We start from the raw sequence: 22,914 nt of genomic DNA, 5'->3' as shown, positions 1-22,914 counted from the left end.
ATGCCGCTTCTTCAAGCCGATGATCTATTCCGGTTCTATCACCCGGGCGATACGGAGGTGCGGGCGCTGCGCGGCGCGAGTCTCTCGGTAAGTCGCGGCGAAACGGTTGCGCTTGTCGGTCCTTCCGGGAGCGGAAAGTCGACGCTGCTTGCCTGTATCGCCGGCCTCGACGAACCGGACGGCGGAATGGTCACCATCGACGGGCAAAGGATGACGCGGCGGCCGGAAGCCGAGCGCGCGGCGTTGCGGGCAAAATCAGTCGGTTTTCTCGCTCAGTCGGACAATCTCTTTGCGCATCTCAGTGTTGCCGACAATGTGGGTTTGCAGATGGAGCTGCGCGGCACTCGTCGGAACTTCCAAACAATATCCGGGCTACTGCGGTCGGTTGGCCTTGAGGGGCGCGCTAACGCGATGCCGCAAACGCTTTCCGGAGGCGAAGCCGCGCGCGCTGGTCTTGCCGTCGCTCTTGCCGCAGACCCGCCCCTGCTGATCGCCGACGAGCCCACCGCCGAGGTCGATCGCGAGACGGAAAACCACATTCTGGACGCGCTAGAACGGCGCCGCACAAGCGGCGGCGCGACACTGATCGCCACACACAGCAATGCCGTCCGCCTGCGGGCTTCGCGCACAGTCATGATCGCGGATGGTCGCATTGTGACGGCAGATGTGTCACAGGACACCAGAGTTGTCAGTCGGGTCCCACCACCCAATCAAAAGATTATGATTTCCGATCGCCCGGTCAGGACGCATAAGACATTCATCGAGCTGCGACGCGTGAGCTGCGTGTTCAAGACTTCCACACAGCCCGTCAATGCGGTCGTCACTGCGTCATGCCGATTGTTGCCGCGCGATCGCATCGCCCTGGTTGGCCCCTCCGGCAGCGGCAAGTCGACCCTTCTTAATCTTCTGGCGGGTCTTGAGGAGCCGACTGCCGGTACCGTGCATTGGCCGGATCTCGATCCCGGCCCATCATTGCGTCCTCCCCAGATCGGCTTCATCTTTCAGACGCCATCGTTGATACCCGCGCTCTCTGTGATCGAAAACGTTCGCGTCCCGCTCGACATCACCGGCCTCAGGTTTCCGGACGCGATGCATTCGGAAGAGGCGCTGGCACGCCTATCGCTGTCCGACTTGCGCGAAAAACTTCCTGATCAATTGTCCGGCGGTCAAATGCAACGTGTTGCTCTGGCGAGGGCGCTGGTGACCCGGCCAAAAGTGGTTCTGGCCGATGAACCGACAGGGCAACTCGACCATGCCACGGGCCAGGAAGTGCTGAACGCCCTTCTGGCTGCGATCGAGGGCACCGACACCGCGCTCATCATTGCGACTCACGACGCTGCGATAGCCGAGCGCATGGACGAGCGGTGGAATATCGATGCCGGGCATTTGACGACCGGGGGTCCACAAGAGGCGGTCGCATGATCTTGACCGTTGTAGCGACCTGGACCAAAGGAATCGTGAAGGCGCGGTGGCGCCACCTTGGCTTGGCCGCGATCGGCATTGTTGCGGCGACAGCGCTGACAGGGACGATTGGCGCCTTTGGCGTATCGAGCGCGCGAAGCATGACACAGCGGGCAGTCGCTGCCATTCCGGTGGATTGGCAGGTCGCGGTCGCAGCCGGCGCCGATATCTCCGCACTAATCGACAAACTCCCGGCGTCCGCACCCATCCGAGCTGAGCGAAGCGTGGGTTACGCAGATTCCGCGTCTTTCCTTGCGGTGACCGGCGACACGACGCAAACGACCGGTGCGGGACAGGTGCTCGGCCTGCCTGTTGACTACTCAGTGACATTCCCGGGGCAAATCCGGCCACTACTTGGCCGAACTGACGGCGTTCTTTTGGCCCAGCAGACCGCGGCGAATTTGCACGCGACGGTTGGCGATACCGTTACGGTCCGGCCCGAGGCCGGATCCGCGTTCGACGTCAAAGTCGATGGCATCGTCGATTTACCGAACGCTGACGCGCTCTTTCAGGCAATTGGTCCGGCAAAGGGGCCGACGGCTACCGCGCCGCCTGATAATGTCGTGATCCTGCCCATCGACCAATGGCGCGAGCATTTCTCAAAATCAGTGCAATTGCCAAGCGGTGGTGCGCGATGGCAGGTTCACGTTGCCCTCGACCGATCGGGCCTGCCGTCGGCGCCCGATGCCGCCTCGCTCGATAGCGCTGGCAAATCTCGAAATTTCGAGGTTCGCGCCGCCGGTGCAGCCATCGTCGGCGATAACCTTTCCGCGCGTCTCGATGCGGTGCGTCAGGATGCCCTGTTCGCACGGATACTTTTGCTCTTTTTGGGCGTGCCCGGGATCGCCCTCGCGTTGCTCATCACAATCGCTGTTGCCCGTGCCGATGCCGGTCGGCGACGGCGCGAGCAGGCCTTGCTTAGCCTGCGGGGCGCCGGCGTAGCGCACATCTCCAGCCTTGCGTTTGTTGAGGCCGGCCTCACCGCTGGCATGGGAGTTTTCCTCGGCGTCGCGATCGCGGGCGCAGTTTCCAGTACCGCACTCGGCATCGATCTTCGATTAGCCTCCGTGCGTGAATCCTTCGCCCTGGCTGGCGCCGTCGGGTTCCTGCTGGCCGTTGCCGCCATTGTCGCGCCGGCGATCGCCGATATCAGGGAACGCAGCGTTGCGTCGCGCCGCGCCTGGCTCGCGTCCACAGTCGAGCCCGTGTGGCAACGCGCGTATCTCGATGTCGGTCTCATCATCATTTCAGGCGCAGTCTTTTGGCACTCGGCTAGCGCGGGATATCAGGTGGTGCTGGCGCCAGAAGGCGTGGCGGCGACGGCAATCGACTACACGGCCTTTCTCGCGCCGTTGTTGCTCTGGATCGGCAGCGGGCTTATTGTGGTGCGCGTGAGCAACTATGCGCTTCGGGTTGGCCGTTCGACCCTTGCAGGGATGCTCGCCCCTCTCGCAGGTCGGCTCGCAGTGCCTGCCGCGGCAGCCGTTTCGCGGCAACGGGGTCGAATTGCGACTGGCACTGCGCTCGTCGCTCTCGCTTTCGCCTTCGCGGCTGCGACGGCGATTTTCAATGCCACCTACAATGCGCAGCTTTTGGTTGATGCACAACTCACCAACGGCGCGGACGTCACCGTGACCGGATCCACTGCGACCCCAGCCGGCGCAGTGCTGGACCAAATTCGCGCAACGCGGGGTGTCGCTGCGGCTGAGCCCATGCAGCATCGCTTCGCCTATGTCGGCAAGGATCTGCAGGACATCTACGGGATCGATCCGCGGCGCATCGCCATGGCGACGACAATCGCCAACGTCTATTTCGGCAATCATAACGCCAGAGCCACGCTTAAACGTTTAGCGAAAACGCCGGATGGCTTGCTAGTGTCGCAGGAAACCGTGAACGATTTCCAGCTTTCGCTTGGCGACCTCGTCAACCTTCGTCTTCAAAGTGCAGCAGACCGACAATATAAGACAGTTCCGTTTCACTTTGTTGGAATCGTGAAGGAATTTCCGACCGCCCCGCGCGATAGTTTTCTGGTGGCCAACGCAGCCTATGTCGCTGCGCAAACCGGCGATCCCGCGGCTGAAATCGTGCTGGTCCGTGCAAAGGATGATCCTGCGGCACTGGCGCGATCGATTCGGGATGGGCTTGGAACGATTACAGGTCTCAAAACAACCGACCTTGCTCAGGCGGCGCATCTGATCGGATCGAGCTTGACCGCCATCGATTTGCGTGCCCTCGGTGCCGTCGAACTCGCATTTGCCGTCTTCTTCGTCGCCATGGCGACGGGCTTGACGTTGTGGCTCGGACAATCGGAGCGCGCCAGGACCCAAGCAGTCCTGATGTCGCTCGGCGCGTCTCAGACCGAAATCCGTTCGTTCACCTGGAGCGAAGGACTCGTGATGCTGGGCATAGGACTACCCCTTGGCGCTTTGATCGGGACGGTCGTAGCCTGGATGCTGGTCCGACTTCTGAGCGGGATTTTCGATCCACCGCCTGAAATTCTCTCCATTCCTTGGAGCTATCTCGTGCTCGTCCTGACCGGCGCCATCGTGTCGACGGTTGGTGCTGTCTTCGTACAGGGCGTATGGTCAAAAGAATGGGCTGTACGCGAATTGCGCGCTGGAGGTTAGAAATGCCGCCGCCGAGTTCACACTTCAAGAAATATGCATGCACGTGATCGACGTAGCAAGACGGTGTCGATACTCAGTCGCTTATACTAACCGATTGACGATCTGCCCCACACCCTGATTTTGGAAGGTCTTGGTAGGCGGTTGTGCTGCTTTGGTATCGTCCGCATCCCCGTCGTTTGCCTTTAATTTTTTCAAAGCCTCTATAAGATTTGCGGCGGGAGAAGGCCTCGGGCCTATTGCAGAAGTGCTCACGAAATCCTCCGTTGAAGTTGTGTTGTTGGTGGCAAGTGTTGCCTAAGGCCGCTCCCGTCCGTGAACTTCCTTGCTCAGATCGCCTTGTCGGCAGTCTCGCGCTAGTTGCAAAGACTGAGCAGCCGCTGTCCTTCGGCAATTTTAAGTGAAGCTTAAAACGATATGGTTGATCGTTGGTTAATGCCCGCTGTCGAGGCAGAGCTGTGATAAGGCTAGTTCCGCGCCTAAGTGCAGGCTGGGAGTCGCGGGCGCCAAGCGCCGGATCCAGCACCTCGAGGGCAGGATGAGATGATAGCGAACCGCGCGCGGCGTCGCAGACTGGCACATCGGCGATGAGGCCATTAATCGCGCGCATGAGCCTCTGCGCGCACGACCCCAATGCAACCAAATGCGAGCAGGCAATCACCAAATTTCTGTGGACGCGATCGAAAATTTTCGAGCGAGCACGACGCGGGAAACCACTTCAGCATCTTCGGTTGAAAGTTGCATGCATCACGCAACGACACAATCTCTCAGCGCACGGCATGGCGCGACTGACCCATAGCGATGTTACGAAAATGTATAATCTGAGAAGCGACCTTCTCGTGCTCTTATGCGTTGTGTTCCAAAAGTTGCCGCTTGGAACTGGTAAAACTCAAGTCGCACAAACTATTGCGAGAGGCACAATGCGAACCAATCACGAGATCTTAAGCAAGGTTCCCGAGGTGACGCTCGGCTTCTGGGTGATCAAGATACTTGCCACCACGCTTGGGGAGACGGGCGGCGATACGGTGACGATGACGTGGCTCCACGCCGACAAAAATGCTCACAATGGGGGGTATTTAATCGGCACCGGCATATTTCTCGCCGTATTCGTTGCAGCCGTGATCGTCCAAATCTCGACGAGAAGGTTCAACGCTTGGGCCTACTGGGCGGCCATAGTAGCTTCTACAACAGTCGGTACGGCCATGGCCGATTTTTTCGACCGCTCATTAGGTATCGGCTACGCGGGAGGGTCGTCGATTTTGTTCGCTTGCGTATTGTGCTCGCTCGCGGCTTGGTATTTCAATCTTGGCTCGATAAATGTTCAGACGGTCGCAACGCCGAAAGCGGAAATATTTTACTGGGTGACGATCACCTTCTCACAGACCTTGGGTACCGCGCTCGGAGACTGGATAGCGGACGGCACCGGGTTGGGATATGACGGAGGCGCCCTTTTGTTCTGTGCGGGGCTACTTTTGCTGGCAGCTTTGTACCGCTGGACCACAATATCTTCCGTGTTCCTGTTTTGGGCGGCTTTCATATTGACGCGACCGCTCGGCGCGACGGTCGGAGATTTTCTGGACAAGCCGATGAGCCATGGCGGGCTAGCGCTGAGCCGTCCTTTGGCGTCGGGAGTGATTTTCGCCGTAATAATCGTGTTTGTCCTGGTTTTGCCGCAGAGGCCGGGACGGCATCCAAAACCAAACGTAGGAGTACAGGTGCAGTGACCCTCCGACGAAGTTTCCCCCTCTGCTGAGCACGTTCGTGTTTAACGCGTAAAGAAAGTCTTCCGCCGCACATTTGGTTTCATGCGAGTTCGGTTGAGCTTATTGGGTGCTGGCGGGGCCGGCGGTCGCCGGTTCTCGCTTCGTGTCCCACGATCTTGAACGGATTGAGATCTACAAAAAGATCGAGATCTACCCAGTCAACAACGGAACGAACACGCGCGACGGCACCAACAAGGACGTGCCATCAGTCACAGTCTGGCTCAGCTCAGGAAAGCGACTCCGATCTGCTAGAATCGTTCTTGGCATCGTGAGGACGATTCTGCCACGAGTCGACTTTGCTCTTAGAGGTTATAACTCCGATCAAATGCTCAAGTTGTCTGATGGATCGGCTAGCCATCGACTGACGAACCCCCAACACGTCTGCAGCCTTCTGAACGCTCCAAAATCATCCGCCGCAACAGCGTATGACCCGTGGAAGCACGTGACAGGTTCCCCGCAATCGACACTCTCAGAGATTTTGATCTTTTCTGGACGCCAGGGCGAGTTTCCTGACGAGCGCGTCAGGGATAGGCTGGCTCGGGGAGAAGGTGACGCCAGTCTTGGTGGACTTGAGCCCGGCGGCCGCAATGTCGTCGGCATGCGACGTGATGGCGGAAGGAAACAGATAGAGGCCGCACTGTTTGCTGAACGCAGCATAGCCCGCGATGATGGACTTTCCGATCCTGAACCCAGGCATCTTATAAGCGATGACTTCTTCGGCGTCGGGCAGCGCGCGCGCAAGTTGAGCGCGCAATCGCACCAGCAGAGGTCGGAGGTTTTCGGGAGCCTCAGCTATGTAGGCGTCGTGATCAGCAAACATGGTCAGAGCAGGCTTCCGCTGGCGTGACATTCAAGGCAAGCGGCCACCATCTCAAGCTGATTAGGAGGCCATCCTCCGCTGTCGGCCCGACTTCTCAAACGGGCCGTTAGCGTTCGGCATAAGCTTGCAACATTCACCCTTATGTATTAGGGAATTTATGGACGGTCAAGGGTTGTCGGACGCACCCCGTCCTACCGAGCTAGCTAGCGCAACCGCTTACCTCCAAACGGAAGCTATGAATCTCAAAGAAGGATCATTGGACCAAACATTCATCGCTCTCGCCGATCCCATCAGGCGGGCAATTCTAGCGCGTCTCAACCTGGGAAAAGCGCGGGTAACAGAGATTGCAGAACCATTTCCGATCTCGTTGAACTCCGTTTCGAAGCACATTCGCCTCCTTGAGCGCGCAGCTCTCGTGAAACGAGAGAAGATCGGACGCGAACATATACTGTCGCTAAATCCGAGTGGGCTCGACGAAGCTTCGGCTTGGATCGAAGAAACGAAATCGTTGTGGCTCGCGCGATTTGATACGCTGAACGCTCTCTTACTCAAAAGAAAGCGGGGCGAATTGTAGTGCTGCAATCGATCTCGAAATACCAATTCGTCGGGGTGCTGCTTTGACGCGGAGACTGGAACCAAAAACGGTTGCCACCGTCGTTTATCGCTTCGATGCGCCGCCACAGGACGTATTCGACGCCTGGCTCGATCCCGATTTTGCCGGCAAATGGTGGTTTACCAGCCCGACTAGTGAGATGAACACAACACGGATCGACGGACGCCTCGGCGGCGAATACGAGATTGTCGATCGTCGCGACGGCATTACATACCGCGCGATTGGCACCTTCATCGAATTCGAGCGTCCAAGCCGGCTCGCTTTCACCTTCGCAATGCCCGAAATGTCAGACGCGGTGGATGAGGTAACCATCACCATCGAATCCGACGGCGATGGCAGCAGGATGACACTCGAACATGTCTGCTATCGCGATTTCAAGGAGCCGTATGAAAGCGGCTGGGGAATGATGTTCGGCGAGCTGGATAAGCTGCTTCGGATACGCGCGACAAACAAGTAACGAGGAAGCCATGCATTATCAGCTTGAACTTGAAATCAACGCGCCGCGCGAACGAGTCGTAGAACTGTTTCTCGACCCCGACAATTTGCAGCACTGGCAGCCCGATCTCGTCAGCTTCGAACAAATTTCCTCCGGCGCGCCACGCGAAGTCGGGGCGAAGTCGAAACAGGTCCACCGAATGGGCAAGCGCGAGTTCGAAATGATAGAGACCATCACGGTCCACAGGCCTCCCGAAGAATTTGCCGCCACTTACGAAGCGGAAGGCGTCTGGAACCTCGTTAGCAACCGCTTGACGGAAACCACCCACGGCACCACCCGGTGGGTTCTCAATTCGCACTGCAAATTCTCAAGCCTAGTTATGAAGCTGATGGCTTTGCTCTCGCCGGGTATGTTCAAGAAGAAGACGATGACCTTTATGCAAAGATTCAAGGAATTTGCCGAAAAGTCCGTGCGCGCAGGGGAATCGATGCCATGAAGGGATTACGGGGATTACGGTGGTGCGCGCAGGATTACGGTGACACCCATTAGTCGGCCGGTCGTCAAGATGCCGAGCAATCGTTTTTTGGCAGCGCTAGCTGCCAACGTCGTTCATGTGTCGCATAGCTGTTCGATTATCGAGCGCGCTATCCTCAAGAAGTAGCGGCCGGCCGGCGTTGCGCGCACCCCACCACTTGATCGATCGAAAATGCTGGTTCCGAGGCTACATTCAAGTAGTTGAATTGAACGGCTAAGGGTTGATTGCTTAGTGGATAGGACTTCGGCAGCCTGTCGGAAGCTACCGTAATCTGCCGCTGTGATCGCGTGTCGAAGTTGATCAAAGTCCACACCGAGAGGTCGTGCTCCCTTGAACTGCCCGGGCAAGCTTCGGCGCTCCATCATATCCGCACCTTCCAAATGAAGGCGTCGGTTGTACAGAAAAATAGGACGATTCTTAGTTGTAAATTCGTTGGTCATAAGTCGGCTAAAGCAAATCCAAGCGTACGATCATGTCTATCGAACGATAGGGATTGCGAATGGGCAGCGAAACTGTTCCTGCCCCATTCCGTTGCTCTGCGGCATCGGCTGCTCCGATTGACTTTTTTAAAGCCCTTCTCGGACGCGCCGTCGTGATCCGGGGCATGAAGGTTGTATTGACCTACGTCAAAGTGAACCAAAGCCAAGACTGCTAGTAAGATTTATCCGAGATACTGCGGGCGGGGCAGCATATGATCACCAGTTGCCTGAAGTGGTTGACGATCGCCGGCCTTACTGCTGGGTGTGCTGGTGCGGCTCAGGCTGAAGACTCCGACATCGGTAAGTCAGAATTTCAGTCGTCGTGCGCGAGCTGTCATGGTACGGATGGAAAGGGCAAAGGACCTGTCAGCGAGCAACTCAAGGCGCCGCCTTCCGATTTGACGATGTTGGCCAAGAACAACAACGGGGTCTTTCCCACGAACGCTGTTTATGAAACCATATACGGATCGAAAACAATTCCCGCTCACGGCACTCGTGAAATGCCAATTTGGGGGGAACGATTCAACCCCATTGTCAACTTGCCTCACCATGTTGATCCGTCTTATTGGAAGAAGGCCGGGCCGGAGCAAAGCCCGGAAGTCGTCGTGCGAACACGCGTCCTCGCTGTTATCGATTATCTGAGTCGTATTCAGCAAAAGTAGCAACCGAGCATCAGATTCTTGCCCCCCAGTGGGGGGCCTCCGTTCACGCGACAAAATTATTTTCGAGCGCTGAAAGTCAAACTCACAAGCGGATGCCTCAGACTTCTGCTTCTGGCCCGAGGTATACACTTCCACGACACAGTAGTCTATTTTGGCGGGAAAGCGGACAAAATTGAGCGCTTCGCGCAATGAAGAGCGCGGCGATCGGCGCTGCGAGGAAATGTGTCCCCTTTTACCCAGTTCGCAGTCCCTCAGTGCGACATCAGCGTCGGCACAGTCATCGACTCCAGCATGTCGCGGGTGACGCCGCCGAACACGGTTTCCTTCAGGCGGGAATGGCCGTAGCTACCCATGACAAGCAGGTCTATGCTTTCGTCCGCCGCCAGCGACAGGATGCTGGACTGGATGTTGGCCTTTTCCGTGTTCACGCCGTCGATCTTCGTAGGCACGCCGAGCCGGGAAAGATAGCGCTCCAAGTGCGGGGCGGAGGCGTCCGCTGGAACGCTACTCTCTGCATTGATGGTGATGACCGTGATCGTCTCGGCTCCTGCCAGGAAGGGCATGGAGTCGCGCACCGCACGGGCGGCAAGACGGCTGCCGTCCCAGCAGATACCGATGCGTCCTGCGCTAAATGAGCCTCTGAAGATGTGGGGCATGAACAGCACTGGGCCGCCCGATTGAAATAGAATCTCTTGGGCGAGGGTGCTGTCAAAGCTGTCGCGCCCAAAATCCGGCTGCGCAACGACCGAGAGATCATAGAGCCGCGCGGTAGCGCCGAGGATCGCCGCTGCTTCGGCCTGTAGCTCAGTGATGGCGCGGCAGCTGTAGACGACGCCGGCGCCCTTGGCTTCCGCCTCGAATATGCTGAGCGCGGCGTGGGCGCGTTCCAGCGCCATCTCGTGTTCGACCTTTGAGATCGTGGCGACCGCGGCGCCTCCCTCCGCGAGAAACGGCATATTGGGGACTTCATGTCCTACCGCTACGGCATCGAGCTGGGCCTTACAGCGTGCCGCCAGCGAGATTGCGCCATCGCTCACGGGCCGAGGCGAACACTCCGTGGGAATGTTGACCAGAAGATTTTTATACATGTGCCTCTCCATCCGGGAAGTTTGCACGTCGGTTTTCTTCTAGCTCTGTCGGCATGCGGAGAATTGAGCCAAATCAAACACCAGCGATGCCAAAAGCCTAAATTTTGCTCCATGGATGCGGTCGCTTCTTGCGACGCCAATTCAAGGACGGAAAACAACAATGAGCAAAGCCATCGCCAAACTGACCGACGTCGAACACGCCTATGCCGTGGTTTGGATCGATCACCTCACCGCGAAGATTTTTCCGATGGGTCGGACCGGAATGGGCGAGGTGGTCGTGCATGCCCATCCTTCCTCGACTCATCTGCATCACAAGGCCAATGTCATCGGCTCCGGCCGCGTCCGGGAAGACAAGAGCTTTTTGCCGACCGTTGCCGAGTCCCTGCGGTTCTGCCGCGAGATCCTGATCATTGGGCCCGGAACGGAAAAGGGAGCATTGCTGCAGTATCTACAGGAGAATCGCAAAGACCTGACTGCGACCCAGCTGCACGGCGAGGCCAGCGACCATCCGACGGACCGCGAGATCATCGCGTTCGGACGGCGCCGCTTTGGCCTCGACTGAGGGGTGACGACGATGAACCCGAGGCCCGCCATCCATCAGATCGTACCATTTCCCGCGCAGGCTTCCGTTGTGCCAGAAGGGCCATGTCCGTGTACGCCGCTCGAGTCGCCGTCGATTGCGGAGGCGATCGACCGCTCGGTGCACGCCAACCTCGCGCGTTTCACCGGCGGCGTTTCGCCGGCCGCGCTGGCGCTGGCCTTTGCCGACTGGGAGCTGCATCTGGCCGCATCGCCCGGCAAGCAGCTGGCGCTCGCGGGCGAGGCCGCGCGCAGCGCCTATCGCTTCGCTGAAGCGATGATCCTTCCGAATGCGAAGTTCGCGCCCTGGTCGCTGGTCGAGCCGGCGCCCGCCGAACGCCGCTTCTCGGCATCCGATTGGGAGTTGCCGCCCTTCAACATGATGGCGCAGGCCTTCCTGCTCGCCGAGCAATGGTGGCATTCCGCCGCCTCCGGCGTGCGCGGACTGTCGCAGTCGAATGCAGCGATTGCCGCCTTCGCGATGCGGCAATGTCTGGACATGGTGGCGCCGTCCAATTTCGCCTGCAGCAATCCGGAGGTGTGGCGGAAAACCATGGAAAGTGGCGGCGGCAATCTAGCCGCGGGCCTGCACAACTGGCTCGAGGACGCCCACGCCCTGCTCGGGTCGGACGCGCGCGGCGACCGCAAACCATTCGCTGTCGGCAAGGATGTGGCGACCACGCCCGGCAAGGTGGTTTATCGCAACCGGCTGATCGAGCTGATCCAGTACGCGCCGCAGACGGCGGAAGTCCGGCCCGAGCCGGTGCTGATCGTGCCGGCGTGGATCATGAAGTACTACATTCTCGACCTTTCGCCGCACAATTCGCTGGTGCGCTACTTGGTCGGGCAGGGATTTACCGTCTTCATGATCTCCTGGCGCAATCCGACGGAGGAGGATCGTGACCTTGGCCTGGAGGACTACCGCAAGCTCGGCGTCGACGCAGCGATTGCCGCGATCAGCGCGATCATGCCAAGGCAGCCGATCCATGCCGCAGGCTACTGTCTCGGCGGCACGCTGCTCTCGATCGCCGCCGCACATCTCGCCACGGCGCAGCCGGATTGCCTACGCTCGCTGACCCTTCTGGCGGCGCAAACCGATTTCACGGAAGCCGGCGAGCTGACGCTGTTCATCAACGAGAGTCAGGTCGCTTTCCTCGAAGACATGATGTGGGAGCGCGGCGTGCTTGGCACCGAGCAGATGGCGGGCGCGTTCCAGATCCTGCGCTCCAACGACCTGATCTGGTCGCGTGCGATCCGCGCCTATCTAATGGGCGAGCGCTCTGCGCCGAACGACCTGATGTCGTGGAATGCGGATGCCACGCGGATGCCTTACCGGATGCATTCCGAATATCTGCGCCGGCTGTTCCTGAACAACGAGCTGGCAGAGGGCCGCTACTGCGCCGGCTGCGACCTGGTCTCGCTGTCCGACCTGCATGCCCCGATGTTCGTTGTCGGCACGCAGCGCGATCACGTCGCGCCGTGGCGATCGACCTACAAGATCAACTACCTCGCGGCCGACGCCGACGTTACCTACGTGCTGGCGAGCGGCGGCCACAACGCTGGCATCGTCGCACCGCCAGACGAGGTGGGGCATACCCATCAGGTCCTCGGCAAAATGGCTGATGGGCCATATCTCGGCCCCGACGAATGGCTGCGCCATGCGACAAAACACGAGGGTTCGTGGTGGCCGGAATGGGTGAGCTTTCTGAGCCAGCACTCCGGCGCGCCCGTTGCGCCACCGCCGATGGGCGGACCGAAGCAGAGCATGCTTGCGGAAGCACCTGGTCAATATGTGCTGCAACGTTGAGATGGACAACGGGAACGCCATGAAAGCGTACGTCAAGTCCCACCAAACCGATCTTCTGGTGATGGGTGCCTATCGCCATTCCCGCCTCCAGGAGTTCATAATGGGTGGCGCGACATACGCCGTCCTTGGGCACCCACCTTGCTGGGTGATGATGTCGCATTGAGGCGCCGTCCCCCTTCGGGTCGCCGCCATGCCGATTCTCTCAGTCAGGTACGAACCACCGAGGGGTCTGGCTCGTCAGGAAACCAGGCGCGTGAGCGCATCTAGCTTGACGAGTTGGATGCGGCGCGAGCTTAACTGCTTTATCCAGCCGGTTCTTGCAAGCTGCTTCAAGGTCCGGGAAACGGTTTCGATTGTCAAACCAAGATGATCTGCGATGTCCTGACGAGGCATCGGAAGGTTGACGAGGTTAGCGGAATCCGTGCGCTGGCTCATCTGGAGTAAAAACCAGGCGATGCGCTCCTCGGCAGTCTTCGTCAGCAGGAGTATCTGATCCTGGAGGTGCTTGGTTTCCTTGTTCGCGATTTCCATGAGCTGCTGCGTTAGATCGCGGCGGCGATAGGTCAGCTTTGCGATCATGTGGCGATTGGTCACCAGAATTTGGGTGTCGTTGACCGCGAACGCGGAGGTAGGCTGCTCGTTTTGAGCTTCCAAGCCGAAATAGTCACCCGGCAGATAGAATTGGCAAATCTGACGGCGGCTGTTGTTCAGAATTCTCGATGTTCGAACCGCCCCGCTTACAACTCGATAGATGTATTCGGCTGGCTGACCTTCCCCGAAGATCTCCGCACCTCGTCGGTAATGCACCAGCCTTCCCATTCGAGCGATGGGCTCGTCGATCTCACGTGATTTCCGTGCGACTGTCTGTGCCTGAGGCAATGAACAGTCGTCGAAGCAGTTGACCGAACATCGCTCGGGGGAGGCCTTAGCCTTGGCTAACATGAAACTATCCTCAAATGCTCTCGGCCAGGTGCGCGTCTGGGCCGCGATGTCGTAGGCCGCGCGGCAGTCCCGATGCCAGAACATTCCGGCCCACGTTCACGTGTCGCCATAGATCATCGAAAGCCGTGCCCATTATTGATGCAGATCAAATTTTTCGCTCCATCCTGCCCATAAGGTGGTCGCGAAAGTGCTGACCACCATTCCCTAGGCAACGACAAGGCACACTTCCGATGTATGACCGATGGCGGACGGCTGGCAAAACCTTCGTTTCCTTGCTGATCCTGACCGCTGGAACGGTCTCGGCGGTAGCCGGTACTCACAACATCACCATCGAGCGCCATGTCGTGAATGTCACCGGACGCGAACGTGTCGGCATGCTCATCAACGGACAACTACCGGGGCCCGTGCTGCGACTCCGTGAAGGCGAAGATGCGGTCATCAATGTCAGCAACAGACTTGATGAGAATATCTCGATCCATTGGCACGGACTGATCGTACCGCCCGAAATGGATGGCGTACCTGGCATTTCGCCGGGCTACGGCGACGGCATCAAGCCCGGCGAAACGTTCACCTATCGCTTCAAGGTCCGGCAAGCGGGTACATATTGGTTCCATACTCATTCGTCCGGCGAGCAGGAACAACTCGGGATGTACGCCCCCCTCATCGTGGAGCCGAGGCAGCGCGACCCCTTCAAATACGACCGCGACTACGTGATCATGTTCTCGGACTGGACGGATGAAGACCCGACGCGCATCATCAGAAATCTCAAGAACGACAGCAGCTGGTACAATTACAACAGGCAAACGTTGGTCGGCCTGATCCGGGAGCTTAGCAACGCTCCTAATGACGAGGCACGAAAGGCGATCGTCAATAGTCGGGTTGCCTGGGGCCTCATGCGCATGGACCCGACGGACGTTGCGGATGTGGCCGGCTATACGTTCCTGGTGAATGGTCAATCGCCAGAGCGGAATTTCACCGCGCTGGCCCAGCCTGGCGAACGTGTCCGCCTGCGTTTCATCAACGCTTCCACGACGACATATTTCGATGTCCGGATCCCGGGCCTCAAGATGACCGTCGTGCAGGCCGACGGAAACAACGTTGCGCCCGTGCGAGTGGATGAATTTCGGATCGCCGTCGCGGAAACCTACGACGTTATCGTGCAGCCCACCGAAGATCGGGCCTACGCCATTGTCGGAGAGCCCATGGATCGCACCGGCTTTGCGCGTGCGACCTTGGCGCCGCGACCCGGCATGGTCGGAGAATTGCCCCCGCATAGGCTGCGTCCCCTCATGCAGATGTCCGACATGGCGATGAATCCCGGACCGAAGGGCGGAAACCGCGGAACTCTTCGTCCCGAGCAGGACATGCCGGGTCATGTGGCACCGGAAGATCCGGTGGCGATGGCAATCGGGGGAATGGGTGACATGAGCGGCATGTCCGGAGCCGGTCCCCGACGAGGGGCACAGCACGGCGGCGGGATGTCGGAGCGGCCAATGAGCATGCCGAAGACGAGCCCCGACCGAAAGGGCCAAGGGGAGAAGGCCAAGACCGGAAAGCCTCCTCAAGCTTCTCCGATGCCGGGAATGGATCACGGCGGCATGCCCGGGATGAACAGCCAAAACCAGATGCCCATGCCGAAAGAAAAACAGGCGATGGATCATGGCGCGATGCCCGGCATGGCTCCGAAACCTTCGTCAGGCCGCCAGAGCCGGACCGCGCTGACACTCACAGACGGCGTGCAGCAAGGCCCGCAGGTGCACGTACTTCACGGCGGCGAAGACATGCCGAACGTGGGGCCCTCGATGCAGCAGACAATGCCCGATCCGATCGCCAACGACACCGGCGCTCCCCCAGGGACGAGGGTCTTGTCGTATCGTGATCTGCGGCCGCTAAATCCCTATCCGTACAAGCAGTACGACCGCATCATCGAGATCCGGCTCACCGGAAACATGCAGCGGTACTTCTGGTCGATCAACGGACGCAAGTTCAGCGAAGCCGAGCCGATCGTCCTGCGCTTCGGCGAGCGTGCGCGCTTCCGTTTCATCAACGAAACCATGATGAACCATCCGATGCATATCCACGGGACGTGGATGTTGCCGGAGGTCGGAAACGGCGCGCGCAATCCAAAGAAACATACGGTCAATATCAAGCCCGGTTTGACGCTGGACGTCGATATCCCCGCGGATGCCGAGGGGCCATGGGCGTTTCACTGCCATCTGCTCTACCACATGGAGACCGGCATGATGCGTCAGGTCAACGTCGTCCGCCAAACCGCATCGTTGAAATAGGAGGGCGGCATGAAATTCTTGCTCGCCTTGTTGACTGGCTGCCTTCTCGGCTCCGCCATACTGTGTGACGCCGCCATGGCTCAAACCTGGCCAGCCTATTCTCGGGAAATACCGTATTCGGGATTACGCAGCGCGCCCACGACAAGCTTCCCCGACCAGGCGCTATTCGGCGGCATGCGCTTCGACAAGCTCGAATGGAATGGTTTAGGCGGGAACGACAGGGCCCGCTGGGATATGGAGGCATTTGTCGGCAACGACTACGACAAGTTCTTCTTCAAGTCCGAGGGCGCCTTCGACGGCCCCACGCAAAGATTCGACGAGGCCCGGTTCCAGGCGCTCTATTCGAGGATGATCAGCTATTTCTTCGACTTCCAGGTCGGCGTGCGTCACGACGTTTCGCCCAGACCCTCGCGTACCTATGCTGTCATCGGGATTGAAGGTCTAGCGCCAGGCTTCTTTGAAATCGATGCCGACGCGTATATCAGCCAGAAGGGGGAAATCTCCGGATCCTTCACGGGGTGGTACGATCTTCTGATCACCAACCGCCTCATTCTGCAGCCGCGCGTCGATTTGCGGCTGCAGCTGCAATCCGTCCCAGAGCTGGAATTGGGGCGCGGCCTTACGGACTTCGAACTGGGTGCCCGGCTTCGCTACGAGTTCACCCGCAACGTTGCTCCGTACATCGGCGTGAGCTGGGATCGCAAGGTGGGTGAAACCGCATCCATCGCACTACGCAATCAGAAGCAGCCGTCGAGCGCAAATTTCGTGGCCGGAGTCCGGCTACTGTGGTGATTGAGGCATGATAGTGGAAACCAGCATGAAGAGACTGTTCGCGATTTTGCTCCTATTGCCGCTCCTCGCTGTATCCACGAACGCTGAAGCCGGCGCTACAATTTCCGACAAGAGGTATTGGCCAAGCGAAGTGGGCCCCGGCGCATATAGCCAGCCAATTCCGCCGGCGTCCGCCCCTCAGCCTCCATATTGGGGAGATAGACGCAACAAGCCTCGTCGCCGGTGAGCGAACGCTCGATGCAAGCCGTACACAGCCGCCGCTGTGCCTGCGGACCATGAGAATCGAGTCGGCCTCATGTCGCGTGAACTATGCGATGGATGGTTCTCGGAAAGCGGGTCACCACGTACGCGTACAAAGTATACTTGATGATTTTCCCGGACCAGATCGCGATGACGACCTCCTGGATCGGCAATCGATGTAGGCCTGCCACCGCGAGCATAGGTAGCTTGGGAATCGGAAGCGGGAGCGCCATTAGCCCGAACAGTGCAAGCGGGCCGTATCGCGAGATCCAGTCGGAGGCCTGTAGCCAGGCGCGCGTACCCGCCAATTCCGGGTATCGTTCCGCCAGCATGCTCCAGCCCAGGTGATGGAAGGCAAAATAGAATCCGATCGCCGCGAGCGAACTCCCCGTCGCGGCGCATGCGGCAACGCTGAGCCAACGTCGCCTGTTAGTTAGCGTGCCAACGACGACAAGCCACTCTACGGGCACCGCGAGAGTAATCGTAGCCAGGAACGAAAGAGCACCCAGAAGAGGCGCAAACTCAGGCCGTTCTCCCTGCCACACAATGTAAGCTAACGCTCGCCTGGTCATCGCGTGCATGATCATTCGAGATCCTACGGTCCCTTGAACGATCCTCGCGAGCGAGCGATTGGCAGTACCGCAGAAACTAGGCGAAGCCCGAGGACGTCCATGATGGGTCTGCTCCCGGGAAAATCAGCCAGAAAGAAGCCATCCTGTGGTTTGTATCTCGCGCAAGATGGCCGAAAGCGCCCCACGGATTTTTGATGCACATCAAGGAAACAACGAATAGTCGGCGTAGGGCTTGTACGACAACGGGGCTTCGCGTCTCTCTTTGCGGCAGGTCACGCTGACTAACTCGCGTATCCGGAGGCCAAGTGTGACTTTGCGATTGTCGTTCCTGGGTGGAGCCGGCACTGTTACGGGGTCCAAATACCTCCTCGAAAATGCCGATCATCGGTTGTTAATCGATTGCGGCCTTTTCCAAGGCTTCAAGGAGTTGCGGCTGCGGAATTGGGCGCGCTTTCCGGTAGACCCCCGTCAGATCAATGCGGTTCTGCTCACGCATGCTCATCTGGATCACACCGGCTATCTGCCGCTGTTGGTCAAGCAAGGTTTTGGCGGGCCGGTCTTCTGCTCCACAGCAACCGCGGACCTATGCGCGATCCTGTTGCCGGATTCCGGCTACCTTCAGGAAAAGGACGCGGAATTTGCAAATCGCCATGGCTTCTCCAAGCATAAGCCTGCGCTACCGCTTTACACTTTGAAAGACGCCTTGGGCTCTCTTAAGCAGTTGAGGGTGGTCGAATTCGAGCAGTCACTGGACCTCCCGGGAGGCGGGGCCGCCTTGCTTCGACGATCGGGTCATATCCTGGGTGCGGCTTCCATCCAGCTTGACTGGAACGGCAACACCATTCTCTTCTCCGGCGATCTCGGCCGCTACGGCGACGCCACCATGGTCGATCCGGTTGCGGTTGCGAATGCCGACTACGTTGTCGTGGAGTCGACCTACGGAAATCGCCGGCACGAAGCGAGGGATCCCGAGGATGCTCTTGCTGAAGTCATCGGTCGCACGGCCGGAAGGGGTGGAACGGTGATCATCCCAGCATTCGCGGTGGGGCGAGCACAAAGCCTCCTGTTCCACCTGCACCGTCTGAAGGCTTCCCGACGCTTGCCGGACATCCCGATATTTCTCGACAGCCCGATGGCCGTCGATGCAAGCAAGATCTTCTGCAGGCATGTCGCTGATCATAGACTTACGGAGCGCGAATGCCGCGATTCCTGCGCCGTCGCGCACTACGTGCAAAGCGTCGAAGAATCGAAAGCCCTCATGGCCAACTCCATGCCAAAGGTGATTATCTCGGCCAGCGGTATGGCGACCGGCGGCCGGGTCCTGCATCATCTGAAAAGCTACGCACCGGATAGTAGGAATACGATTCTATTCGCTGGCTTCCAGGCCGGAGGAACGAGGGGGGCTTCCATGGTCGCCGGCGTCGACGGCATCAAAATCCATGGACAATATGTGCCGGTTCGTGCGGAGGTAACGAACCTGGAGATGCTCTCCGCGCACGCAGATGCCTACGAAATCCTGAGATGGCTGAAGGGCTTCAAGACCCCTCCACGCAGGACATTCATCACCCATGGGGAGTTCAGCGCCTCGGACGCCTTACGCAAGAGAATTGCAGAGGAATTGGGTTGGGCCTGCATCATACCCGATCAAGGCCAACAGGTAGACCTGGCATGAGCGAAGTTCGGCCGGTCGTGCGGGCGTCCGACGGGCACCGACTCCGCGTCCGTCGCCTGGGCGTCGATACGCAGTTCGAACCCGTTATCTTCATGCACAAGGAGTGCGCGGTCTGCCGGTCGGAGGGATTTGTCGCGCACAATCGGCTTCTGCTGCGAGCCGGAGAACGCCATGTCATCGCCACACTGTATCAGGTCACTAACGATCTGATCGCTCATGACGAGGCCGCATTGTCCGACTCGGCTTGGGGCCGGCTCGAGCTGACCGACGGAGACACCATCGCGATCAGCCATCCGGATCCGCTGGCATCGCTGAGCCACATCAGAAGCCGGATCTACGGAAACGGTCTGAGCGCCGAGGCGCTGCTTTCCGTCACTGCGGACATCGTCAACGGAAAGTATTCCGACATTCACCTCTCGTCGTTCATCACTGCATGCGCTGCGCGTCCTCTCGACCACGGCGAGGTTCTCGGACTGACCAAGGCGATGGTGGACGTGGGCGATCGGCTGTCCTGGAATGCGGAGATCGTGCTCGACAAGCATTCCGTGGGCGGGCTCCCCGGAAACCGGACCACTCCGATCATCGTGCCCATCATCGCGGCCCTCGGGCTGACGATGCCGAAAACGTCGTCTCGCGCCATTACGTCGCCGGCAGGCACGGCCGACACCATGGAAACCATGGCGCCGGTGGACTTGGCCATTCCGGACATTCATCGGGTGGTCGAACGAGAAGGAGGATGCATCGTCTGGGGCGGCGCGATAAGGCTCAGCCCCGCTGACGACATCCTGATCCGAATCGAACGCGCCCTCGACCTGGACTCCGAGGGCCAAATGATAGCATCGGTCCTGTCCAAAAAGATCGCCGCCGGCTCGACGCACCTCATTCTCGATATGCCGGTGGGGCCGACTGCCAAGGTCAGGAGCCGGGAAGCGGCCGACGCCTTGTCAGCCGGGCTGGTCACCGTTGCCGGCGCGTTCGGGATCAAAGCAAGGGTGATTGCCGGGGACGGCACCGAACCCATCGGCCGCGGCATAGGGCCGGCGCTGGAAGCCAACGATGTTTTGGCTGTTCTCCAACGTCTGCCAGCAGCACCGCGCGATCTTCGGAACCGGGCCGTCGCCCTCGCCGGTGCGCTGATCGAGCTGGGCGGTTTGGCCGAGGACGGGCGAGGAGCAGCAATGGCCGCTCAAACGCTCGACGATGGCCGCGCGTGGGAGAAATTTCAAAGGATCTGCGAGGCGCAGGGCGGCATGCGCACGCCGCCGAGCTCTAGCCATCGCCAGCCACTCGCTGCGGAACGAACCGGACGCGTGGACTTGATGGACAACCGCAAGATCGCGAAGTTGGCAAAATTGGCCGGTGCGCCCGAAGCGAAGGCGGCTGGCATCGAACTTCACGTGAGGCCGGGCGACATCGTCTCGACCGGACAGCCTCTGTGCACGGTCCACGCCGAAGCGCGAGGCGAGCTTGCCTACGCCATGGACTATGCCGCTGCGAACCCCGACATCATCACGGTCCAGGAGCGATGACCCCAACTCTGCTATTTTCGATGCCGGGCAACGAGCGGTTGACGACGGAACTTGCCGACCAGCTTGATTGCGAAACGGGGAAATTGAACACGCGGCAATTTCCGGACGGAGAAACCTATCTTCGCTTTGCCACCGATCTCAACAAGCGATCCGTCGCGATCGTCTGCACGCTGGCGCATCCGGACGAAAAAATTCTTCCCCTCATCTTTGCCGCCGCGACCGCGCGCGAGCTTGGCGCGTCGAAGGTGGGGTTGGTCGCTCCTTACCTGGCCTATATGCGACAGGACCGCCGCTTCAATGCCGGTGAGGCGGTGACGTCCCGGCAGGTGGCGCGCCTTATCTCCGAGGCATTCGACTGGATGGTGACCATCGACCCGCATCTTCACCGGTACGGCGATCTGAGCGAGATTTACTCGATACCTACGCGCGTCGTTCACGCGGCACCGCTGATTTCGAAGTGGGTCAAGGCGAACATCGAGAAGCCCCTCATCATCGGTCCGGACAGCGAGAGCGAACAGTGGGTTGCGGCAGTGGCAAGCGACGCCGCAGCACCCTATTGTGTTTTGGAGAAGGTTCGTCATGGGGACCGGGACGTCCGGATTACGCTTCGAAATCTCGAGGCTTGGCAGGGACGCACGGCCGTGCTCGTCGACGACATCATTTCGAGCGGACGCACGATGATCGAGGCCGTTCGGTTGCTTGCAGGGCAGGGCTGGCCACCGCCGGTCTGCATCGCCGTCCACGGATTGTTCGCGGACCACTCCGATGAACTGCTCGTCGGCGCTGGCGCTCGGGTCGTGACGACGAACAGCGTCGGTACCGGGAGGAGCGAAATCGATATTGGGCCCCTACTGGGGGATGCGATTAAGGCAATCGAGAGCGTTCAGCCTCGCCTGTAGTGCGGGACGCCACCCGCGCCCGGACGGATCGCGAACACACGATGGCTCAACGCGTCCAAATTATCTTTCCATCTTCTTCATGGAGGCGCTGCCCGGCATCGGCATCATGCCGAGGACCATCTTTCGCTGTTCGGCGGTGAGTACGTTGGCAGCTTCGCCGACTGCGCGTATGAATACGAGTCTTGCGTCCGATTTGATCTTTTCGATTTCCCGCACCTTTGCTTCGATGGCGGCCGTGTCCGGTTGGTCGGCGGCAGTAAGCATCCACAGCGCCTGTTCGGCTTCCTCGGCCTTCCGCTTGGCGGCCGACTGATCGATGAGCGAGCGCTGCTTGATCCCGTTCAACAACGTCGATTGTTCGACCGTCAATCCAATTTTGACGGCATAGTCAACGAAGAAGCCGCTGGCCCCGACGTGGTAGAGGTGTGAGGCGCCGGGAAAACCGGGCAGAGCGGATGGCATGGCCATGGCGCCGTCCGGCCCCGGTGCCTTCCCCATCGAGCCCATGCAGCACATACCGCCATTCCCGCCACTCATGGCACCTGTACCGCTCATGGGGGCGGCTGGTTGAGTGGCGGCGGCGCCGCCCATCTTGTCCATGTCATCCATCATCGCCAGCAACACGCCCGTTTCCCGTGCTCCCGCAGCGGAGGGTGCGGCTTGCACGGTATTGACAAACCCGCCCAATACCAGAACGAGAAACGCGGTCGGGATGGTGAATAGGCGATAGGTCAGCGTCGTCTCGGCGATCCGTTGCATGGCGTGGTCTCCTTGAGTCAGGGCATCATGGTGAAGGCAGCGTCACCTGCTTTGACGCAAGTCAAAAAATGAAACAAAAGGAGGATCCGACGAGGATAGAGCCGAGCCGGGGCGGGCAGCCGGCGCCACCGCGGCGGCAGGCTGGCCTTTCGAAGAGGCCGAGGGCTCTGAGGAGGAGTCGGGCCACGCGACTGATCGGAACCAAGATGTCGTCGGCGCAGAAGGCCGCCACGTGGGATGGACTGGTCAACAGCCTTTCCCGTATTGAAACTCCGAGGGGGCCGCAGGGGCTTGGCTTCATCGCACCGAGATGTTCGGTGATGCGCGAGCCGCACCCTTAGAGCTCGTTGCCAC

22 protein-coding genes are annotated in these 22,914 nt (G+C 59.5%); 15 read left to right on the top strand and 7 right to left on the bottom strand.

Translation table 11 applies throughout. From position 1 onward, the window contains the following. From HL671_RS38030 to HL671_RS22870, 3 genes are all read left to right on the top strand, one after another. Positions 1-1,422, top strand: coding sequence for an ABC transporter ATP-binding protein (locus tag HL671_RS38030; RefSeq protein WP_210264039.1), 1,422 nt, complete (start codon positions 1-3; stop codon positions 1,420-1,422). After that, a complete protein-coding gene (locus HL671_RS22875) occupies positions 1,419-4,088 on the top strand; it encodes an ABC transporter permease (protein WP_172238884.1) in 2,670 nt (889 codons plus the stop codon). Before HL671_RS38030 ends, HL671_RS22875 begins: the two co-directional genes overlap by 4 nt. Before the next feature lie 917 nt (positions 4,089-5,005). Continuing rightward, positions 5,006-5,809 (top strand): COG4705 family protein, encoded by an 804-nt coding sequence (locus tag HL671_RS22870; RefSeq protein WP_172238881.1) that lies wholly within the window; start codon positions 5,006-5,008, stop codon positions 5,807-5,809. Positions 5,810-6,074: 265 nt separating this feature from the next. Here the strand turns inward: HL671_RS22870 and HL671_RS39175 are convergent, their stop codons facing one another. Both HL671_RS39175 and HL671_RS22860 read right to left on the bottom strand, forming a co-directional pair. After that, positions 6,075-6,227 carry a helix-turn-helix domain-containing protein gene (locus tag HL671_RS39175; RefSeq protein WP_172238878.1) on the bottom strand — a complete coding sequence of 51 codons (153 nt, stop codon included), beginning with the start codon at positions 6,225-6,227 and terminating at the stop codon, positions 6,075-6,077. A gap of 90 nt (positions 6,228-6,317) precedes the next feature. Then, positions 6,318-6,668: an iron chaperone gene (locus tag HL671_RS22860; RefSeq protein WP_246579425.1), complete on the bottom strand. Its 351-nt coding sequence runs from the start codon at positions 6,666-6,668 to the stop codon at positions 6,318-6,320. 157 nt (positions 6,669-6,825) lie between these two features. On the opposite strand from HL671_RS22860, the gene HL671_RS22855 reads away from it, so the two are divergent. Genes HL671_RS22855 through HL671_RS22845 form a run of 3 tightly spaced genes read left to right on the top strand, consistent with a single transcriptional unit; the run spans position 6,826 to position 8,213 of the window. Then, positions 6,826-7,242, top strand: coding sequence for an ArsR/SmtB family transcription factor (locus HL671_RS22855; RefSeq protein WP_311991705.1), 417 nt, complete (start codon positions 6,826-6,828; stop codon positions 7,240-7,242). A 43-nt stretch (positions 7,243-7,285) separates the two neighbouring features. Then, positions 7,286-7,738 carry an SRPBCC family protein gene (locus HL671_RS22850; RefSeq protein ID WP_172238872.1) on the top strand — a complete coding sequence of 151 codons (453 nt, stop codon included), beginning with the start codon at positions 7,286-7,288 and terminating at the stop codon, positions 7,736-7,738. Between the two features lie 10 nt (positions 7,739-7,748). After that, entirely contained in the window at positions 7,749-8,213 is a 465-nt protein-coding gene (locus HL671_RS22845) for an SRPBCC family protein (RefSeq protein ID WP_172238869.1), read from the top strand. 113 nt (positions 8,214-8,326) lie between these two features. On the opposite strand, the gene HL671_RS22840 is transcribed toward HL671_RS22845, so the two are convergent. Next, positions 8,327-8,614: a LysR family transcriptional regulator gene (locus tag HL671_RS22840; protein ID WP_246579432.1), complete on the bottom strand. Its 288-nt coding sequence runs from the start codon at positions 8,612-8,614 to the stop codon at positions 8,327-8,329. 329 nt (positions 8,615-8,943) lie between these two features. Between HL671_RS22840 and HL671_RS22835 the strand changes: the two genes are divergently transcribed. After that, complete coding sequence (locus tag HL671_RS22835) at positions 8,944-9,393, top strand: c-type cytochrome (RefSeq protein ID WP_172238866.1); 450 nt, start codon at positions 8,944-8,946, stop codon at positions 9,391-9,393. A 251-nt stretch (positions 9,394-9,644) separates the two neighbouring features. On the opposite strand, the gene HL671_RS22830 is transcribed toward HL671_RS22835, so the two are convergent. Continuing rightward, entirely contained in the window at positions 9,645-10,481 is an 837-nt protein-coding gene (locus HL671_RS22830) for a universal stress protein (protein WP_172238863.1), read from the bottom strand. Between the two features lie 160 nt (positions 10,482-10,641). On the opposite strand from HL671_RS22830, the gene HL671_RS22825 reads away from it, so the two are divergent. The 3 genes from HL671_RS22825 to HL671_RS38450 are packed head-to-tail and all read left to right on the top strand — an operon-like array spanning position 10,642 to position 13,030. Continuing rightward, positions 10,642-11,043, top strand: coding sequence for a hypothetical protein (locus tag HL671_RS22825; protein WP_210264037.1), 402 nt, complete (start codon positions 10,642-10,644; stop codon positions 11,041-11,043). Between the two features lie 12 nt (positions 11,044-11,055). Then, positions 11,056-12,867 (top strand): PHA/PHB synthase family protein, encoded by a 1,812-nt coding sequence (locus HL671_RS22820; protein ID WP_172238859.1) that lies wholly within the window; start codon positions 11,056-11,058, stop codon positions 12,865-12,867. Continuing rightward, on the top strand, positions 12,851-13,030 hold the full coding sequence (locus tag HL671_RS38450; RefSeq protein WP_172239034.1) for a universal stress protein: 180 nt from the start codon (positions 12,851-12,853) through the stop codon (positions 13,028-13,030). The genes HL671_RS22820 and HL671_RS38450 overlap by 17 nt, the downstream gene beginning before the upstream one ends. Positions 13,031-13,104: 74 nt before the next feature. Here the strand turns inward: HL671_RS38450 and HL671_RS22810 are convergent, their stop codons facing one another. Next, positions 13,105-13,809, bottom strand: a complete 705-nt coding sequence (locus HL671_RS22810) for a helix-turn-helix domain-containing protein (RefSeq protein ID WP_172238856.1) — start codon at positions 13,807-13,809, stop codon at positions 13,105-13,107. A 230-nt stretch (positions 13,810-14,039) separates the two neighbouring features. Here HL671_RS22810 and HL671_RS22805 point away from each other — a divergent pair, with 230 nt between their 5' ends. After that, positions 14,040-16,097, top strand: a complete 2,058-nt coding sequence (locus HL671_RS22805; RefSeq protein ID WP_172238853.1) for a multicopper oxidase domain-containing protein — start codon at positions 14,040-14,042, stop codon at positions 16,095-16,097. A 9-nt stretch (positions 16,098-16,106) separates the two neighbouring features. Continuing rightward, on the top strand, positions 16,107-16,889 hold the full coding sequence (locus HL671_RS22800) for a copper resistance protein B (protein ID WP_172238850.1): 783 nt from the start codon (positions 16,107-16,109) through the stop codon (positions 16,887-16,889). A gap of 293 nt (positions 16,890-17,182) precedes the next feature. On the opposite strand, the gene HL671_RS22795 is transcribed toward HL671_RS22800, so the two are convergent. Continuing rightward, positions 17,183-17,716, bottom strand: a complete 534-nt coding sequence (locus HL671_RS22795) for a VTT domain-containing protein (protein ID WP_172238847.1) — start codon at positions 17,714-17,716, stop codon at positions 17,183-17,185. A 292-nt stretch (positions 17,717-18,008) separates the two neighbouring features. On the opposite strand from HL671_RS22795, the gene HL671_RS22790 reads away from it, so the two are divergent. Genes HL671_RS22790 through HL671_RS22780 form a run of 3 tightly spaced genes read left to right on the top strand, consistent with a single transcriptional unit; the run spans position 18,009 to position 21,801 of the window. Next, on the top strand, positions 18,009-19,373 hold the full coding sequence (locus tag HL671_RS22790) for an MBL fold metallo-hydrolase (protein WP_172238844.1): 1,365 nt from the start codon (positions 18,009-18,011) through the stop codon (positions 19,371-19,373). Further along, positions 19,370-20,902, top strand: a complete 1,533-nt coding sequence (locus tag HL671_RS22785) for a thymidine phosphorylase family protein (RefSeq protein ID WP_172238841.1) — start codon at positions 19,370-19,372, stop codon at positions 20,900-20,902. Before HL671_RS22790 ends, HL671_RS22785 begins: the two co-directional genes overlap by 4 nt. Next, a complete protein-coding gene (locus HL671_RS22780; RefSeq protein ID WP_172238838.1) occupies positions 20,899-21,801 on the top strand; it encodes a ribose-phosphate pyrophosphokinase in 903 nt (300 codons plus the stop codon). The genes HL671_RS22785 and HL671_RS22780 overlap by 4 nt, the downstream gene beginning before the upstream one ends. 60 nt (positions 21,802-21,861) lie before the next feature. Here the strand turns inward: HL671_RS22780 and HL671_RS38445 are convergent, their stop codons facing one another. Next, positions 21,862-22,560: a Spy/CpxP family protein refolding chaperone gene (locus HL671_RS38445; RefSeq protein WP_246579423.1), complete on the bottom strand. Its 699-nt coding sequence runs from the start codon at positions 22,558-22,560 to the stop codon at positions 21,862-21,864. Positions 22,561-22,914: the final 354 nt, after the last annotated feature.

It is taken from the genome of Bradyrhizobium denitrificans, from assembly GCF_013179005.1.
Classification (GTDB): domain Bacteria; phylum Pseudomonadota; class Alphaproteobacteria; order Rhizobiales; family Xanthobacteraceae; genus Bradyrhizobium; species Bradyrhizobium denitrificans.
This window is presented reverse-complemented; position numbering and strand designations above follow the sequence as displayed.

Bases quoted from the DNA above. Each gene is read 5' to 3' on its own strand.
- HL671_RS22805 (WP_172238853.1), top strand. From the start codon at position 14,040: ATGTATGACCGATGGCGGACGGCTGGCAAAACCTTCGTTTCCTTGCTG.
- HL671_RS22870 (WP_172238881.1), top strand. From the start codon at position 5,006: ATGCGAACCAATCACGAGATCTTAAGCAAGGTTCCCGAGGTGACGCTC.
- HL671_RS22860 (WP_246579425.1), bottom strand. From the start codon at position 6,668: ATGTTTGCTGATCACGACGCCTACATAGCTGAGGCTCCCGAAAACCTC.
- HL671_RS38445 (WP_246579423.1), bottom strand. From the start codon at position 22,560: ATGCAACGGATCGCCGAGACGACGCTGACCTATCGCCTATTCACCATC.
- HL671_RS22820 (WP_172238859.1), top strand. From the start codon at position 11,056: ATGAACCCGAGGCCCGCCATCCATCAGATCGTACCATTTCCCGCGCAG.
- HL671_RS22780 (WP_172238838.1), top strand. From the start codon at position 20,899: ATGACCCCAACTCTGCTATTTTCGATGCCGGGCAACGAGCGGTTGACG.
- HL671_RS22840 (WP_246579432.1), bottom strand. From the start codon at position 8,614: ATGGAGCGCCGAAGCTTGCCCGGGCAGTTCAAGGGAGCACGACCTCTC.
- HL671_RS22785 (WP_172238841.1), top strand. From the start codon at position 19,370: ATGAGCGAAGTTCGGCCGGTCGTGCGGGCGTCCGACGGGCACCGACTC.
- HL671_RS22795 (WP_172238847.1), bottom strand. From the start codon at position 17,716: ATGATCATGCACGCGATGACCAGGCGAGCGTTAGCTTACATTGTGTGG.
- HL671_RS22835 (WP_172238866.1), top strand. From the start codon at position 8,944: ATGATCACCAGTTGCCTGAAGTGGTTGACGATCGCCGGCCTTACTGCT.
- HL671_RS22875 (WP_172238884.1), top strand. From the start codon at position 1,419: ATGATCTTGACCGTTGTAGCGACCTGGACCAAAGGAATCGTGAAGGCG.
- HL671_RS22830 (WP_172238863.1), bottom strand. From the start codon at position 10,481: ATGTATAAAAATCTTCTGGTCAACATTCCCACGGAGTGTTCGCCTCGG.
- HL671_RS22800 (WP_172238850.1), top strand. From the start codon at position 16,107: ATGAAATTCTTGCTCGCCTTGTTGACTGGCTGCCTTCTCGGCTCCGCC.
- HL671_RS22810 (WP_172238856.1), bottom strand. From the start codon at position 13,809: ATGTTAGCCAAGGCTAAGGCCTCCCCCGAGCGATGTTCGGTCAACTGC.
- HL671_RS22845 (WP_172238869.1), top strand. From the start codon at position 7,749: ATGCATTATCAGCTTGAACTTGAAATCAACGCGCCGCGCGAACGAGTC.
- HL671_RS38450 (WP_172239034.1), top strand. From the start codon at position 12,851: ATGTGCTGCAACGTTGAGATGGACAACGGGAACGCCATGAAAGCGTAC.
- HL671_RS38030 (WP_210264039.1), top strand. From the start codon at position 1: ATGCCGCTTCTTCAAGCCGATGATCTATTCCGGTTCTATCACCCGGGC.
- HL671_RS22825 (WP_210264037.1), top strand. From the start codon at position 10,642: ATGAGCAAAGCCATCGCCAAACTGACCGACGTCGAACACGCCTATGCC.
- HL671_RS22855 (WP_311991705.1), top strand. From the start codon at position 6,826: ATGGACGGTCAAGGGTTGTCGGACGCACCCCGTCCTACCGAGCTAGCT.